At 63.5% G+C, this 15171-nt stretch carries 12 protein-coding genes; 4 read left to right on the top strand and 8 right to left on the bottom strand.

From position 1 onward, the window contains the following. Positions 1-94 precede the first annotated feature (94 nt). The 5 genes from ABXS05_RS23375 to ABXS05_RS23355 all read right to left on the bottom strand — a co-directional run bounded on the left by ABXS05_RS23375 (position 95) and on the right by ABXS05_RS23355 (position 7512). Entirely contained in the window at positions 95-1945 is a 1851-nt protein-coding gene (locus ABXS05_RS23375) for a class I SAM-dependent methyltransferase (protein ID WP_367625550.1), read from the bottom strand. A 77-nt stretch (positions 1946-2022) separates the two neighbouring features. After that, complete coding sequence (locus ABXS05_RS23370) at positions 2023-2574, bottom strand: sterol desaturase family protein (protein ID WP_311943700.1); 552 nt, start codon at positions 2572-2574, stop codon at positions 2023-2025. A gap of 148 nt (positions 2575-2722) precedes the next feature. Next, complete coding sequence (locus ABXS05_RS23365; RefSeq protein ID WP_367625549.1) at positions 2723-4414, bottom strand: ABC transporter ATP-binding protein/permease; 1692 nt, start codon at positions 4412-4414, stop codon at positions 2723-2725. Positions 4415-4428: 14 nt separating this feature from the next. Then, on the bottom strand, positions 4429-5160 hold the full coding sequence (locus ABXS05_RS23360) for a hypothetical protein (protein WP_311943696.1): 732 nt from the start codon (positions 5158-5160) through the stop codon (positions 4429-4431). A gap of 9 nt (positions 5161-5169) precedes the next feature. Beyond that, positions 5170-7512 carry a TonB-dependent hemoglobin/transferrin/lactoferrin family receptor gene (locus ABXS05_RS23355; protein WP_367625548.1) on the bottom strand — a complete coding sequence of 781 codons (2343 nt, stop codon included), beginning with the start codon at positions 7510-7512 and terminating at the stop codon, positions 5170-5172. A gap of 336 nt (positions 7513-7848) precedes the next feature. On the opposite strand from ABXS05_RS23355, the gene ABXS05_RS23350 reads away from it, so the two are divergent. Further along, entirely contained in the window at positions 7849-8919 is a 1071-nt protein-coding gene (locus ABXS05_RS23350) for a DUF2218 domain-containing protein (protein ID WP_367625547.1), read from the top strand. Between the two features lie 36 nt (positions 8920-8955). On the opposite strand, the gene ABXS05_RS23345 is transcribed toward ABXS05_RS23350, so the two are convergent. Further along, positions 8956-9663 (bottom strand): GntR family transcriptional regulator, encoded by a 708-nt coding sequence (locus tag ABXS05_RS23345; protein ID WP_311943690.1) that lies wholly within the window; start codon positions 9661-9663, stop codon positions 8956-8958. A gap of 122 nt (positions 9664-9785) precedes the next feature. On the opposite strand from ABXS05_RS23345, the gene ABXS05_RS23340 reads away from it, so the two are divergent. The 3 genes from ABXS05_RS23340 (at position 9786) to ABXS05_RS23330 (ending at position 13551) form a co-directional block, all read left to right on the top strand. Next, a complete protein-coding gene (locus ABXS05_RS23340; RefSeq protein WP_311943688.1) occupies positions 9786-11129 on the top strand; it encodes a glutamine synthetase family protein in 1344 nt (447 codons plus the stop codon). A gap of 157 nt (positions 11130-11286) precedes the next feature. Further along, positions 11287-12381: a polyamine ABC transporter substrate-binding protein gene (locus ABXS05_RS23335; RefSeq protein ID WP_376717763.1), complete on the top strand. Its 1095-nt coding sequence runs from the start codon at positions 11287-11289 to the stop codon at positions 12379-12381. Between the two features lie 246 nt (positions 12382-12627). Beyond that, entirely contained in the window at positions 12628-13551 is a 924-nt protein-coding gene (locus ABXS05_RS23330) for an SMP-30/gluconolactonase/LRE family protein (RefSeq protein WP_311943687.1), read from the top strand. A gap of 160 nt (positions 13552-13711) precedes the next feature. On the opposite strand, the gene ABXS05_RS23325 is transcribed toward ABXS05_RS23330, so the two are convergent. Further along, positions 13712-14380 carry a M15 family metallopeptidase gene (locus ABXS05_RS23325; protein WP_367625546.1) on the bottom strand — a complete coding sequence of 223 codons (669 nt, stop codon included), beginning with the start codon at positions 14378-14380 and terminating at the stop codon, positions 13712-13714. A 287-nt stretch (positions 14381-14667) separates the two neighbouring features. Then, the gene (locus ABXS05_RS23320; RefSeq protein ID WP_367625545.1) at positions 14668-15135 is read right to left on the bottom strand and encodes a hypothetical protein; all 468 of its coding nucleotides are present in this window, start codon (positions 15133-15135) and stop codon (positions 14668-14670) included. Between the last annotated feature and the right edge of the window lie 36 nt (positions 15136-15171).

Genomic DNA, 15171 nt, shown 5'->3' with positions numbered 1-15171 from the left:
CGTCCTGGGATCGCAGGCGTCCTCGCCTGCTCTTGGAAGCGCTCCGGCAAGCCGATGGGAAGAGCAGGCGAGGACGCCTGCTCTTCCCAGGAAATTACCGCCAGAACCACCGCCTGGCTGGCTTGGCCGGCTTGCCGGGCTCCAGCAGAAAATTGGTGAGCTTGGGATAGGTCTGGCCGGACCATAGCACTGCATAGTTCCAGTCCCGCATGAGACGGCGGAACCGCGCTTCGTTGGCGTCGGTGACCTCGACGAAAAGAAGCGGGCGGCAGCGCTCTATGGTGGCTGCAAGCCCGCCCAGCACCTTCAGCTCCATGCCCTCGACATCGATCTTGATGAAATCGAAGCTGTGCCCGGCAAAGAGGTCGTCCCCCTTGGCGATCTGCACCGGGCCTTCCTCGGCCTGCTGGATCACCGTGCCGCCCGTGTTGTGTTTGCTGTGGGTGAAAGTCTGTCCGGCACCGGCCTGGTCGCTCAGGGCGACCCCAAGATAGGCGAAGTCGACATTGGCCAGGCGGTTCAAGGCGCAATTGATGCGCAGGCAGGCAGCGGCCCCCGACTGCGGCTCGATCGGCACGATCACGCGCGCATCGGCGAATTTGCCGAGGAAGACCGTATGATTGCCGAGATGCGCGCCGACATCGAGGATGCTGGCCTTCTCAGGAAGGCACGCCCGAATGCGTTCCAGCTCCTCGGCTTCGTAGAACTGGCCGCTCGCATGGAAGGCCTGCACCGAATCCGCCTCGTCGTTGACGAGGAAGCTCACGCGCTCGGCCTGGTAATCAAACGAAATCACACTGCCGTCGACCCGGCTGATGTGATTGGGCCTGGCATCGAGCCCGTCGTCTGAAGCGACGGCGATCGAATCGAGCCAGAAATTCGGATAGCGATTGTCGAAGGATTCCGACTTCTCCCAATCGGGCAGAGCATTGCCCGACATGAGGCCGCGATGCCGGAATTCGAGATCGACGACATCGCTGCCGCGGGTTTGCGCCTCGAAGCGTATTCGGCGCCGGCCTGCGCCCTCGAAATCGTAGGAGCCGATCTCTCCGTTGTCGACGACCACGCTGAAGCCCGGAGAGTCCGACAGGCGTTTGCGCCGCTCGTCGACACCGACCGGCCTCAGCTCGATATCGAAAGTCAGCTTCGTCGGTGCCTTCAGACCGAGTTTCAGCTGGACCAGCGACGTGTAGCCTTCCGTCACCGGCCGCCCGTTCTGAAGAGAAAAGCCGCGTACCAGCTGGGGCAGCGATTCGTTGAGCTTGCCCTGGAAGTCGATCTTGATCGGGAGCTTGAAGTTCTCCTCGATGCGATCGAAGCGGCGCGCGGGGAATTTTTGCACATTGTAGCGCTGCAGCCACCAATCATCGCCTTCCATGTTGAAGGCGGGGCGGTCGCTGCGCTGGAAATAGGCCGTCGCGCCCGTGATACCATGCGGGTGGAAGCCATCGTCCTGCATCAGGAAGCGATAGAGATTGTTGATCGTGGGTATGTGGATGTCGTCGACGATCAGGATGCCGCCAGGCTTGAGGCGTTCGTAGAAGGCGAAATATTCCAGCTCCGGAAACGGATAGCCGTGGGGACCGTCGATCAGGATGATGTCGACGTCATGCGTGAGCGGGTTCGCAAAGATCGTGCGCTGCGTCGGCCCAAAGACCCACTCCACATTGCTCTTCAGCCCCGGAAAGCCGCGGGCGAAGTTGACGCTCGAATTCGCCTCGGCGGTATCGTCGTAGCAATAGGCGGTGTGCGCCTGCGCGTAATGGGAGAACAGGATCGTCGAGGCGCCGCACCCCGTCTCGACGGTGCGGAGCGGCTGTCCTTTGAAATGATCCCTCAGATAATATTCCATGCGCTCGAGCGGCCCGGTCGTGAGGGTACCGGCTCGGTGGGCGCCACCGCGCTTGTTCTGATAGCGGACAATGTCGTGGACGAGATCGGGCATGATGCTCCGACCCTACGCGACGGGCGCACGCACGATCAATGCCCGAATGAGGGGCATCGAGCCAATCGTTTGCTCGATCAGGATGCCCGCCGCCGCTGGGGCTCGACATAGGTGGAGAAGATGTGGTCCCAGAAGGAAGTGACCACGCCGTAATTGCCTTCCTCGCCGCGATAATGATGCACCATATGGGCCAGACGCAGGCGATAGAGCAGGCTTCCCGGCTTCGACGGCCAGTGATGCGAGGCGTGGTGCACCAGCATATAGGCGACATAGCCGAGCAGGATCCCGCTGGTGAAGCCGCCGGCAAAGGCATGATTGGCGAAATAAAGCGGCAAGTAGAACACCAGGAAAATCACGCCCACGCTCAGGAAGGACGGCGCGCCGATCATGCCCTTGGGCTCCTGGTGATGGGCATCGTGCATGCGGTCGAAGAAGGGAACCGCGTGGTAGACCCAGCGATGCACCGCATATTCCACGAAAGTCCAACCGATGCAGCCCAGCACGAAAGCCATCGCCCAGATGCCGACGGCAGTGGCGTCATGCTGCAGAAGAGTCAAGACAAGCAGGCCGAAGGCCGCAGCAGGGCAGAGTACAAAATCGCCAAAATAGAGAATTTTGTTCAAACGCATGCGCTTCACCGTTCGATGCACTTTGGAAGCTGGAGCATATTTCTCCGCGATTGCGACAGTTTGAGGACAAAATGCTGCGTCCTAGCAGCGCGCTTTGGCCCCTCGCGGCCTTTCTTATCGCGGGGACGCTAGCAAGAACCGTGCCGATCTAGGACACTTCGAGTCCGAACCGATCCAGCTCGATCCGCCGCAGCGGCCCGAGGCCGGCCGGTTCGCGATGTGCCACCACCACGAAGCTCGTATGCGGCAGCGCCGTCCGCAGCACCGAGAACAAGTGCTTTTCGGCAACGGCGTCGAGGGCACTGGTCGGCTCATCGAGCACGGCCCAGTCCGGCCGCGCCAGGATCAGCCGCGCCAGAGCGAGGCGCTGCTGTTCGCCGCCGGAGAGGCCGAGGGGTGGATCGCCGTCGTCGAGCCCCGGCAGCCGATGCTCGAGGCCGACCCGCTCGAGGGCCTCGACATAGGCTTGTCGCGGCAGCGCGTCGGGATCTTGCGGATAGGCCAGGACGGTGCGCAGATCCGCGAGCGGCAGATAGACCGCCTGCGGCAGGAAAGCGATTTGACGGCCGGCGGGCAGGCTCACCCTCCCCGTTCCGTGTGGCCACAGGCCGGCCATCGCCTTGATGAGGGTGGTCTTGCCGATGCCTGACGCACCGGATAGCCAGGCGTTTTCGCCTCTTTCCAACCGCATGTCCGCCAGGATGGCGAGAGGGCGCCCCTCGGGCGTCGCCAAGGCGAGGTCCTGGACCGTGAGATGATCGAGCCCGCTCGTGCCGGTCTTGACACCGCCATTGTCCCCGACCCGGCCGAGGGCAGCGAGGAAGCCGTCGAGACGCCGAATGGCCGCGGCGAGTTCGGCGAGATTGCGATAGGAGAAGATGAACCAGGACAAGGTGGTGACCACGTTCTGGAAGGCGGAAGCAAGCTTCATCAGCCCGCCCAGCGCGACCTGCCCGGCAAGATAGGCCGGCAGGGCCAGGAATATCGGGATGCGCAGCACGGTGCTGAAATAAGGCCTGGTGAAGCAGCCCAGGATGAGATCGCGGTTCATCAGCGCCCGCCAATTGCGCATAATGGCACCGAAGCGAGCGTCCAGCACGCGCCTTTCGGCGGCCTCGCCGGCCATCAGCGCCACGGCGTCGGATGATTCGCGCAGACGCGCGAGCGCGAAGCGGAAATCGGCCTCGCGGCTCTGCTGCTGTGCATTGAGCGCCAGCAGGGGGCGGCCGAGCCAATGGGTGAGACCGCTGGAGATCAGCACATAGACCGGGGCGGCCCACACCATGTAGCGCGGGATCTCCACCGCCACGCCGAACAGGGTGAAGGCGAGCGGAAAGGAGGACAGCGACCACAGCAAAGCCACATAGGACACCAGCCCCACAGCGCTGCTGACGACCTCCAGGCCTTCCTCGGTGAACTTGTCGACGAACAGCCGGCAGTCCTCGGCAATGCGCTGGTCTGGATTGTCGGGGATGGCAGCGGTCTGGCGCAGCCGCACATGGGTTCTGCCGCCAAGCCAGCGGTCGAGAGCGGCCGAGGTCAAGGCGTGCCGCCAGCGGATCTGCACGCTCTTGCGCAGATAGACCGCCACCAGATGCATCGCCGCATTGACGGCGATCAGCAGGCCGAACACGCCGATCTGGCCGACGGCCGCCGCGGCATCCCGTTTTTCGAGGGCGCCGTAGAACTGGGCGTTCCAGTCGATCAGCAGCAGGCTGACATAGACACCGCCCAGATTGAGCCCGAGAACCACTGCGAGGAGGATAAGGCCCGTGCGTCCGCCTGGGCCGGCGACGCACAGGCACAGCAGCCGCCACGTCTGACTGATGATCCGTGGCATGATTCGCCCTTCGCTCAATCGCGGCGCGCGAGGACGGCAGCCGGACCGCGCACCGCCAGCCCGATCAGTTCGCCACGCGCATTCTCAGCCAGGAGTTCGACGCCATCCAGCCCGGCCCGATCCGCCCGCAACCGCCAGCGCCCGACGGCGCCGGCACGCAGATGCAGGTGGAAATCGGGCTGCATGACGTTGATGAAACCCATGGCCGGCTTGACCGCCTCGACACTGCCGGACCAGGCCTGCCTGAGGCCATCGCGGCGCAACTCGATGGTAACGGGCACACCGGCGCAGCGAGCCACCTCGAAGGGAATTGCGCCCGGATCGCCTTCGGCCACCTCCGCCCGCGCCGCGGGTTCGACGGGCTCCGCCGCTTCTGCGGCCATGCCGCGCAGCCCGGCAATGCCGGCATCGAAAGGCTCGAGCCCGTCGAGGCCCACCAGGCTGAACCGCACGCCGCCATCCTTGCCATGAAAGTCGAGGCGCGGCAGCACCTTGTCCTTCATGCGGCCGGAGCGGTCGAGGATGACGGCGCCGAGCCCGGTCGTGTCGATATCGGCGTCGTGCGCCACCCCTGCCAGCCGCAGGGCCAGGCCGGAGCGCTCGATCCTGTCGACCGGCCCCATGCGCTCGTGGGTGGCCCCGCCCCCGCTGGCTGTGAGCATCACGCGGCCGAGACGTCCCGCCACCTCCAGGACGTCGGCGGCATGGTGCAGCAGGCGTTCGCGCTGTAATCGTTGCTGGCTCATGACGGATCCTCAAAAGGTGATGTTGGCGCCGAGCTTGAAGGTGCGGCCGGCGGCGGTCTGCAGTTCGAGCGGATTGGAGAAGGCGACGCTCGAGCTGGCCGTCCGGCTGTAACTGCCAGGCAGCGGCCAGCGGAAATAGCGGGTATCGGCGATGTTGAGGATGCCGGCCCGCAGCGTGATGTTCTCGGTCGGTTTCCAACTACCCAGCAGATCGAACACGGCATAGCCGCCGGGCTTGAAGATATCGGGAGTGCTGGTGCGGCTGACCTTGGAGGCGAAGGTGCCGATCATTTCGACTTCCAGCCCCTGTTCCGGCTTGGTCCAGCGCAGGCTGGCGACGGCCGTGAGGGGGCTGGCGCCGTTGAACGGGGTCCAGGGGGCGTCGCGCGTCGTCTTCTGGTTGCCGTGCTGGTAGGTGAGGCTGAAGCTCGACCCCCAGTTTTCGGCCCATTGCACCTCGGCGGAGCCTTCGATGCCGGTCAGCCGGACCTTGGCGCGATTGGCCCAGGTATAGTCGACCCCTGACCCCGAACTGGCCGGGATCTCCACGAAATTCTGGATGAAGTTGGTGTAGTCGGCATGGAAGGCCGACAGGGAGAAATAGCCCCAGCCATAGCGCCCGCGCAGCCCCGCCTCGAAGGAGCGGACCCGCTCCGGCTTTAACTCCGGCGCCGGCACGAGATTGTTGTCCGGCAGGCCCGAGGAGGAGCCGGTATAGAGCTGCTCGGCATTGGGCATGCGGAAGCCCTCTGCATAGAGGCCGTACACCGAATAGGTCTCATTGAGCTTGTAGATGATGCCGAGCTTCTTGGTCAGCGCCGATTCCTCGCGCTGCCTGAGCACATAGCCGGGTACCGGCTGATAGTCGGACTTGGGCTTGGGCGTGATCTGGTTCCAGGAATAGCGCAGCGCCGGCGTGATCAGCAGCTTGCCGTCCAGCAGGCTGATCTCGTCCTGCACGAAGGCGTCGAGCCGCTTGGTGTTGGAATCGGCGAAGTTCCAGGTGTAGGGCACGACGGTGGCGTTGGAGACCGGCACGCCGCCCGGGGTGAACACCCGCGTAGTGCGATTACGGACATAGTCGGTGTAGCCATATTCGCCGTCGAAGCCCCAGACCAGCTTGTGATCACTGCGCCCGAGTTTGAAGGACGAATCGATCTGCAGGCCGGCCTGCAGGAAGCGCTGCCCGAACTCGGTGACATTGTCCTGATATTGCTGATTGCCGTTGGCGAGGGTGCGGTGTTCGCGGCTGCTGACCTCGCGGCGCTGCGGCGACCAGGTGATGTTCCAGCGTATCTGGTCGGCGAAGGCGTATTCGGGCTTCCACAGGCCGTCCAGAGCGATGCGGTAGCGGGTGAGTTCCTGGCTGGCGGTGTAGGAATGGATGAACGGCAGCAGCGCCGGATTGGGATTGGCCGGTGTACGCACTGCCACCGGACCGCGATTGTAGAGGACATCGACATCCTTGTTGCGGTCGAAGATCTCGCCGGTCAGCTTGAGCTCCAGTGATTCGGTGGGCCGCCAGACGATCTTGGCGAGGAAGTTCTGCCCGAGTTCATCCAGCGGGTTGAAGCTGCCGCAATCGATGGCGCCATATTCGACCCAGCGGGGGCAACCATAGCGGCCACCATCGGCCCGGGCGCGCGAGAGCTTGGCCTCGCTCGCCTTCTTGACCGAATATCCCAGCAGGATCTCGAGATTGGGAGAGACCCGCCAGGCTCCGAGGGCGGTATTCACCAGCGCCTTGTTGTAGCTGTCGAAATTGGTGCTCGCCTCCAGTCCCCAATTGCGCCCTTCCTTGATGATGTCGGCCGGGTCCTTGGTGGTGAAGGCGACCAGGCCGCCGACAGCATCGGTGCCATAGAGCGCCGAGGCCGGCCCCCGAATGATCTCGACCGACTTGATGAAGGGCAGGTCGACGAAATCGCGCGTGCCATCGGTGTTGCCATCGAGGATGCGCGAGCCATCGACACGCATCTGGATGCGGTTGCCGCCGACGCCGCGGATGGTGAAGCCGCCATTGCCACCGAAGGGATCCGTGCTCGAACTGTTGCGGCTCACGGTGATGCCCGGTTCGTAGCGGGTGAGATCATCGATGTCGCGCACCATATGCGACTTCAGCTCCTTGTCCGAAATCACCGTCACGGTGGCCGGGACGTCGAGAAGCTGACGCTTGGCGCGTTCCGCCACGACGGTAACCGGCTCCAGCATCACCGGTTCGTCAGTGCCGGCTGGCTCCGATGCAGCCGGAGCGGCGGGATGGTTCGGCCGCGGCCTGGCCTCCTGCGCCTGGGCCGCTATTGCACAGCCTGCCAGAAGGAGGCCAGCCGCCACAATGATCCTCGTCTCCATTACAACCCCCAAGTAAACCCCGAGGGCATAAACACGACACAAGCAACATAAATCAACAAAAAATAATAATCCATTCCATAATTATATATATTCCAAAATATGCAGTAAAAATCAAGTCATTAAGCCCATAATTTATTCATAAAAACTAAAAACTGCACAATTTGGCATACCGTTCCATCTCCGCCCGATCCTTGATGCAAATCGGCGCCACACTCCACGGATGCTTGTCGCTGCACAGGTTTTAATTCATCTAAAATATTGATATTGAATCATTTTATGGATCAAGATAGGAGAATGGCCGCTTGCTGACAGCTTTCCTTACCGAGATATAGCGCCATGAGCATCCTGAATTCCGAGCTTCGCATCGAGACAATCCTTGGAAATGAATACTTGAATTCAATTTGCAACGACTTCGAGATGGATGAATTTCCAACCAGACGCTACGGGGAGACCGCCCAGGTCGACCTGCCACGCGGGCGAGGAAGCGCCTTTCTCGCCGCGCATCCGGGAGAATTGACGATCCGGGCCGAAGCCGCCACGGAGCAAGGCTTGTCAGCCCTCAAATTCATGCTCAGCCTGCGCCTCGAAAAGGTGGCGCAGGCCGAAAAGCCCGACCTGGTGTGGACGGGGGACGGGTGCGATCTTACCGTCCTGCCGGGCCTTCGCGAGATGCGGGTCAGTCAGGTCACCCAGGTGACACCGCTGATCCGCCGTATCACGCTTGCGGGCGAGGATCTCGAGCGCTTCACACGAGACGGCATCCATATCCGCCTGCTCATCCCGCCTGCGGGACTGGACAAGCCGGAATGGCCTCGTCCGGCCAGGAACGGGCGCCGCATCTGGCCATCGGAGGGACGCCGGCCGACGCAACGCCTCTACACGATCCGGCGTATCGATGCGGCGGCGGGTGAGGTCGACGTCGACTTCGTGCTGCATGGCGACGAGGGCGTCGCCTCAGGCTGGGCTGCGCGGGCAAAGCCGGGCGATATCGTCGGCATGCTCGGCCCCGGCGGCGGCGAGATCGATGACGCCGACTGGTATCTGATCGCCGGCGACGAGACGGCCATTCCCGCCATTGCCCGCATCTTCGAGGCGATGCCGGCCGAGGCACACGGCTTCGCCCTGATCGAGGTGGCGGATGCCGGCGAGATCCAGGCCCTCGCCCCACCGGCAGGCATCGAACTCAAATGGCTCCTGAGGCAGGGGCGGCCGGCCGGCGAAAGCGACCTCCTGGCCGAAGCAGCCATCGCGGTGCAGCTTCCCTCCGAGGGCCGCTTCCAGTGCTGGCTCGGCGCGGAAGCCGAAACGGCCCGGCGGCTGCGCCACCATTGGCGCGAGGTCCTGCAGCTTCCCAAACATGCCGTCAGCGCCGTCGCCTATTGGCACCGCGGCGAGCCTGGCCACTGAAGCAGGAGGGGCGGCGCAGTTCCTCCGGAAGCTGCCTCAGCCCAGCGCCATCTTGCCGATGATGCGCATGCCGTCGCCGATATCGGCCTCGATGGCATCGCGCAGCCCCTTGGCGTCGCCCCGCTCGATGGCGGTGATGGCGCGATGATGCTGGTCGACGAGGCCGCTCATGTCGAGGTCCTCATAGACGAGGCGCATGAACGGGCCGAATTGCAGCCAGAGCGTCTCGATCAGCGGCAACAGCACCGACGAGGGCACCGCCGTGTAGATGGCGAAATGGAAGGCATGGTTGGCCCGCATATAGCCCTCGGCATCGTCTTCGGCGAGGCAACGCTCGACCTCGTCGTCATGCATCCGGATGGCGGCGAGGCGTTCGGCGTCGATGGCGGGTAGCGCCCTTTCGGCCGCCTCTCCTTCCAGCAGCATGCGCACGCGTACCAGTTCCTCGAAGCGGGCCGGCGTCATCAGGGGAACGCTGACCCGGCGCGTCGCGGTCAGGGTCAGGGCGCCCTCGGTGACCAATCGCGTCACCGCGGCCCGGACGGGCATCGGACTGACGCCGAGCATCTCGGCCAGCCCCCGCAGGGTCACGGCCCTGCCTGGGACGAACTGCCCGCCGACCAGGCCACTGCGGATCGCCGCATAGACCTTGTCATGCACGGGTGCCAGTTTGCTGGCGGGCTCGCTGCTGCTCGACTTGAGCGAACGCGACTTGGGCGAACGCGGCTTTGGCGAACTCGGCATGGGCAAAACGGACTCCATTTGACACCGCACAAATTTGTGATCACAATTAGTGCAGATGAAGGATGCGTCAAGATACGACGCATTCACAACCCCGGTGTACCATGGGATTCCAAACGCACGGCGTGAACAAACTCGCCGGCGACGCGGCTGGCTTGTCTTCGGCCCCGCAAGTCGACGTCATCGAAGTGCTGCTTCCCGACACCAACGGCATTCTCCGCGGCAAATGGCTGCCCGGCTCGGCAATCGACAAGGTCCTCAAGGACGGGGTGGCGATGCCGCAATCGATGTTCGGCCTCGACGTCTGGGGACGCGAGGTCGAGGAAACCGGCATTCATATCGAGACCGGCGACAAGGACGGCCTGTGCCGCCTGGTTCCTGGTACGCTCAAGCCGGTGCCCTGGTCCTCCCAGCCCGCCATGCAGGCGCTGATCTCGATGTATCTGCCGGATGGCCGGCCCTGGATGCTCGATCCGCGCCATATCCTCAAGGCCCAGCTCGACAAGCTCACCGCCCTCGGCCTCAAGCCCGTGGTGGCCTTCGAGCTCGAATTCTACCTGCTGCAAGGCGGTAGCAAGCCAGGCGAGACGCCCAAGACGGTATTCCACCGCGATACGGGCCCCGCTCGCCAGAACATGTATTCGATCTCCGATCTCGACACCTTCGCGCCGGTGATCCAGGAGATGCGCGAGGCCGCCAAGATCCAGGGCCTGCCGGCCGATTCGGTGATTTCCGAGGCGGCGCCCGGCCAGTTCGAGATCAATCTCTACCATCGCGACGATGCCATGGCGGCGGCCGACGATGCCGTGCTGCTGCGCCGCATGATCCAGGGCGTGGCACGCAAGCACGGCCTCGTCGCCAGCTTCATGCCCAAGCCCTATCTCGACACTGCCGGCTCGGGCATGCACATCCATGCCAGCCTCCTCGATGCCGAGGGTGCCAATGTCTTCGCCAAACCGGATACCGGCGCCGACACCCTGCGCCATGCCGTCGGCGGCATGCTGACCCATATGCCCGAGACGGCGCTGCTGTTCGTGTCGAGCTATAATGGCTTCCGCCGCCTGATGCCGGGCTCCTATGCGCCGGTTTCCCTGACCTGGGGCTATGACAACCGCTCGGTGGCGGTGCGCATTCCCAATGGCAGCCCGGCCGCCACCCGTATCGAGCACCGCATCGCCGGTGCCGACGCCAATCCCTATCTCGTGCTCGCCGCCATCCTGGCCGCCATGCATGAGGGCATGGAGAAGAAGATGCCGGCCCCCGAACCGATCATCGGCAATGCCTATGATCTCGGCGCTCCCAGGCTGTCGGGCTCGATGCAAGAGGCCGTCGCCCTGTTCCGGGCCTCGGAGTTCGCCCGCCGGCATTTCGGCGAACACTTCGCCGAAGTCTATGCGGTGATGAAGGAACTCGAATGCGCCGAGTTCGAGCGCCGCATCTCGAGCCTGGAATATGAAACCTATCTGTAGTTTCGCAGCTCCACTCCTGACCGGTAACGGACTTGCTATATAAAACGTCACCAAAACCCCTTCGGAAGACTTGAGCAAGTTCAGCAGGGGTTCTAGCTTTCGCACGCCAGCGTCGCGTCCGGGAATGCGCGGCGCTCACCCAGAGGAGGTGTTCCCGATGTCAGCCTTCAAGAAACTGGCTCTCGCGGCTACGGCCGTGGCGTTGCTCGCGGGCCAGGCCATGGCCGAGGACAAGGTCGTCAACGTCTATAACTGGTCGGATTACATTGGCCCGACCGTGCTCGAAGATTTCACCAAGGAAACCGGAATCAAGGTGGTCTACGACACCATGGATTCCAACGAAGTGCTGGAAACCAAATTGTTCGCCGGCAATTCCGGCTATGACGTCGTCTTCCCCTCCGCGACCTTCGCATCGCGCCAGATCAAGGCAGGCGTATTCCAGAAAATAGACAAGTCCAAATTGTCGAACTACAAGGAATTGTGGCCCAAGATCATGGAAAATCTTGCGGTCTACGATCCCGGCAACGAATACCTCGTCGATTACACCTGGTTCACCACCGGCATCGCCTACAATGTCGACAAGGCCAAGGCCGTGTACGGCGACAAACCGATGAACAGCTGGGACGTGGTGTTCAAGCCCGAGAACCTCGCCAAGTTCAAGGATTGCGGCGTCTATTTCCTCGACAGCCCTGAGGACGTCCTCACCGCCGCCCTGAAATATCTTGGCAAGGAACCGGGCTCGACCGACAAGAAGGACATCGAGGCAGCCGGCAAGCTGCTCGAGGGTGTCCGCCCCTATGTGAAGAAGTTCCACTCGTCCGAATATATCAATGCGCTCGCCAATGGCGACATCTGCCTCGCCATCGGCTGGGCCGGCGACACCTATCAGGCCAAGGCGCGTGCCGAGGAAGCCAAGAACGGCGTGAAGGTCGATTATGTCGTGCCCCAGGAAGGCACGCTGATGTCGATGGACACCATGGCCATTCCCAAGGACGCCAAGCATGTCGATGCGGCCCATGCCTTCATCAACTACATGATCCGTCCCGATGTCGCGGCCAAGAATGCCGATGCCACCAAGTTCGCCTCGGGCGTGCTGGCGGCCAAGCCGTTGGTCGACAAGGCGATCACGGACAATCCGCAGATCTATCTCAACGACGACATGCTGGCCAAGACCTATACCGTGCAGCCCTACGCGGCCAAGGTACAGACGCTGGTCACCCGCACCTGGACCCGGGTCAAGACGGGCCAGTGAGGGCGTCTTGGAGCGCGGACTTCCAGTCCGCCTCTTGCTTCACCGTCAAGTTCGGCGCTCCCAAGGGCGGACAAGATGTCCGCGCTCCGAAAAATATCCACTCCACGGCGCGGTTTCCGCGCCGTTTTCTTTTGTCCGATGAATTGATTTTGCCGGGCAATTGTCGTTCCATGCGGCCAACCAATACCAAGCCTCGAAAATGCCGATGCATTCTCGAGGCTTGGTATGAAACAACGAGGAACCGACATGCTCCCCAAGGAATTCGTGGTCGTCGATCCGCGCTTCAAGGCGCTCATCTTCGGCAATTCCCAGCTCGACAAGCTCTATACCGGCACGCGCTGGGCGGAGGGTCCGGCCTATTTTCCGGCCGGCAAATATCTGATCTGGTCGGATATCCCGAACAACCGGCTGATGCGCTATGACGAGACCGACGGCTCGGTCTCGGTCTACGACCATGACAGCCGCAACCAGAACGGCCACACCGTCGACCGCGAAGGCCGCCTGATCGCCTGCGAGCATCGCGGGCGCTGCGTCAGCCGCATCGAGCATGACGGCAGCCGCACCATCCTGGCCGACAAATATGAAGGCAAGCGCCTGAACTCGCCCAATGACGCGGTGGTGAAGTCGGACGGCTCGATCTGGTTCACCGACCCGACCTATGGCATCGATTCCGAATATGAGGGCGACGCGGCGCCTTCTGAGATCGGCGCCTCCTATGTCTATCGCATCCCCCCGCGCGGCGGGAAGCTCACGGCCGTGGCCACCGATTTCGTCAAGCCCAACGGCCTTGCCTTCTCCCCCGACGAATCCAGGCTCTACATCGTCGACACCGGCGCCACCCATGTCGAGGACGGCCCGCGCCATATCCGCGTCTTCGACGTCGGCGAGGACGGAATCACGCTCTCGGGCGGCAAGGTTTTCGCCACCTCACCGGCTGGCCTGTTCGACGGCCTGCGCGTCGACATCCACGGCAATGTCTGGACCTCGTCCGGCGAAGGCGTGATCTGCTACGCCCCCGACGGCACGCTGATCGGCAAGGTGCTCATCCCCGAAGTCGTCGCCAATGTCGAATTCGGCGGCCCCAAGCGCAACCGCCTCTATATTTGCGGCACGACGTCGCTCTATGCGGTGTATCTGAACACCCAGGGCGCCAAGCGCCCGAAGAAATAGCGCATTCTGATCTCTTGAGGAGAAACCCCTCCGCTTTGTCATAGCCGGGCTTGACCCGGCTACCCAGGAGCCGAGAGTGCAAACCCCGTTCGTTTCTGGATTGCCGGGTCAAGCCCGGCAATGACGAAGTCTGGGCATGCTTGCATGGGCCACATCGCCCTCAGGGTTCCCTGATCACCACATCATAGGCCGGCGCCTTCGTGGCGCCGGGCAGGCTGAAATGCCACCATTCCCGCGCATAATTGGCAAGGCCATTCGCGGCGAAGACGGCGACGAGGGCCTTGCGATTGGCGGCGGCCTCAGCCGACACCGCCTTGCTCGCGGTCCAGGACGTCTCGTCGAACAGGTCGAAGCCACCACCGAAATCGAGCGGCGTGACCTGCCCGGCCGCATCGACCTGTTCCGCCGCGACATCGACGGCGATACCCTCCGAATGGGAGGAGGCGCGGGCGACATAGCCGAGCGCGAACAGTCTCGACTTGGGCGTGCGGGGATAGAATTCGGCCCTGGTCCGCTGGTCGGCGGCATCGCCGGCCCAGGCCAGGAAATCGGCGACGGCGCGCTTAGGCCGGTAGCAATCATAGACGACGAGCCGCCAATGGCGCTTTTCGAGGTCGCGGGCCGCCGCGGCCAGGGCCTGCGCCGCCTCGCGCTTGAGCCAGCAGGCCGGGCTTGCATAGCCCGCGACAGGCCGGCCGACGAAATTGTGCGAACCGGCATAGCGCATGTCCTGCCGGATACCGGGCGCGACCTCGGCCAGGCGGACGAAGCCGGGCGGCAGGTCGGCGGCGTGAGCGGAGGTAGTCACAAAGACCAATGTGGCAGCCATCACTGCCAGCACCAGCGTCTTGGCATAGAACCTTCGGAATGTGACGCGACCAGCCCTCTCCAACGAAGTTGGGGAGGGTGGCCGAGCGAAGCGAGGTCGGGTGGGGTGTGGCGGGCAGCGCGTATGCCAAGCCGAGATTGCACCACCGCCCTGCCAAGCCACTAATGGCGTCGCATTGCCCACCGCACCCCATCCGTCACGACTGCGTCGTGACACCTTCCCCACTTCGTGGAGAAGGCTAGTTGCGCCTCGCCCGCCCCGACCGAAACCGTTGCATGGATCACCCGTCAATTCTGCGGCTCGCATGCGGCCTCCGGCGCCGGCCAGAGCAGGAAGACCCGGTGTTCCGGCCCGTCGACGGCCTGGAAGCTGGCATTGCCCTGCGCATCGGGATGCTCCACCTGCATGCCCGCAGCGGGAACGTCGAGGCGGACGCCCTTGGCATTCCGCGTCGCGGTGAGCTTGCCACCGTCACCGTCCAGGGTGCAGGCGAACACGGCTCCCTGCTGCCGGCAGCCGCCGCCCGCCCACCATTGGCGCTTGTCGCCCCGGAACCACAGGCCGACACCGATGCCCGAGCCATTGTCGGCCAGGAGACGCACGGTGATACGGGTCACGCGCTGGTCGACATGCTTGACCAGATGGGCGGTATCGTAGTCGCGGGCATAGCACAGCGACGCCTCGGCCGGCCCCGCCATCACCACCAGCCCAGCCATCACCGCGACCCCGCCGACGAACCGCCCTTTCGGGAACATTCGCACTCTCTCCCCTGCTCCATCCTGATTTCACTG

Origin of the sequence: Labrys neptuniae, from assembly GCF_040797145.1 — a bacterium.
GTDB classification, from domain to species: domain Bacteria; phylum Pseudomonadota; class Alphaproteobacteria; order Rhizobiales; family Labraceae; genus Labrys; species Labrys neptuniae.
Note: the sequence above shows the minus strand (reverse complement) of the source record. Positions and strands in the feature narration are given on the sequence as shown.

Excerpts from the sequence above, each read along its gene's own strand:
- ABXS05_RS23375 (WP_367625550.1), bottom strand. The coding sequence starts at position 1,945 with ATGCCCGATCTCGTCCACGACATTGTCCGCTATCAGAACAAGCGCGGT.
- ABXS05_RS23370 (WP_311943700.1), bottom strand. The coding sequence starts at position 2,574 with ATGCGTTTGAACAAAATTCTCTATTTTGGCGATTTTGTACTCTGCCCT.
- ABXS05_RS23365 (WP_367625549.1), bottom strand. The coding sequence starts at position 4,414 with ATGCCACGGATCATCAGTCAGACGTGGCGGCTGCTGTGCCTGTGCGTC.
- ABXS05_RS23360 (WP_311943696.1), bottom strand. The coding sequence starts at position 5,160 with ATGAGCCAGCAACGATTACAGCGCGAACGCCTGCTGCACCATGCCGCC.
- ABXS05_RS23355 (WP_367625548.1), bottom strand. The coding sequence starts at position 7,512 with ATGGAGACGAGGATCATTGTGGCGGCTGGCCTCCTTCTGGCAGGCTGT.
- ABXS05_RS23350 (WP_367625547.1), top strand. The coding sequence starts at position 7,849 with ATGAGCATCCTGAATTCCGAGCTTCGCATCGAGACAATCCTTGGAAAT.
- ABXS05_RS23345 (WP_311943690.1), bottom strand. The coding sequence starts at position 9,663 with ATGCCGAGTTCGCCAAAGCCGCGTTCGCCCAAGTCGCGTTCGCTCAAG.
- ABXS05_RS23335 (WP_376717763.1), top strand. The coding sequence starts at position 11,287 with ATGTCAGCCTTCAAGAAACTGGCTCTCGCGGCTACGGCCGTGGCGTTG.
- ABXS05_RS23330 (WP_311943687.1), top strand. The coding sequence starts at position 12,628 with ATGCTCCCCAAGGAATTCGTGGTCGTCGATCCGCGCTTCAAGGCGCTC.
- ABXS05_RS23325 (WP_367625546.1), bottom strand. The coding sequence starts at position 14,380 with ATGGCTGCCACATTGGTCTTTGTGACTACCTCCGCTCACGCCGCCGAC.
- ABXS05_RS23320 (WP_367625545.1), bottom strand. The coding sequence starts at position 15,135 with ATGTTCCCGAAAGGGCGGTTCGTCGGCGGGGTCGCGGTGATGGCTGGG.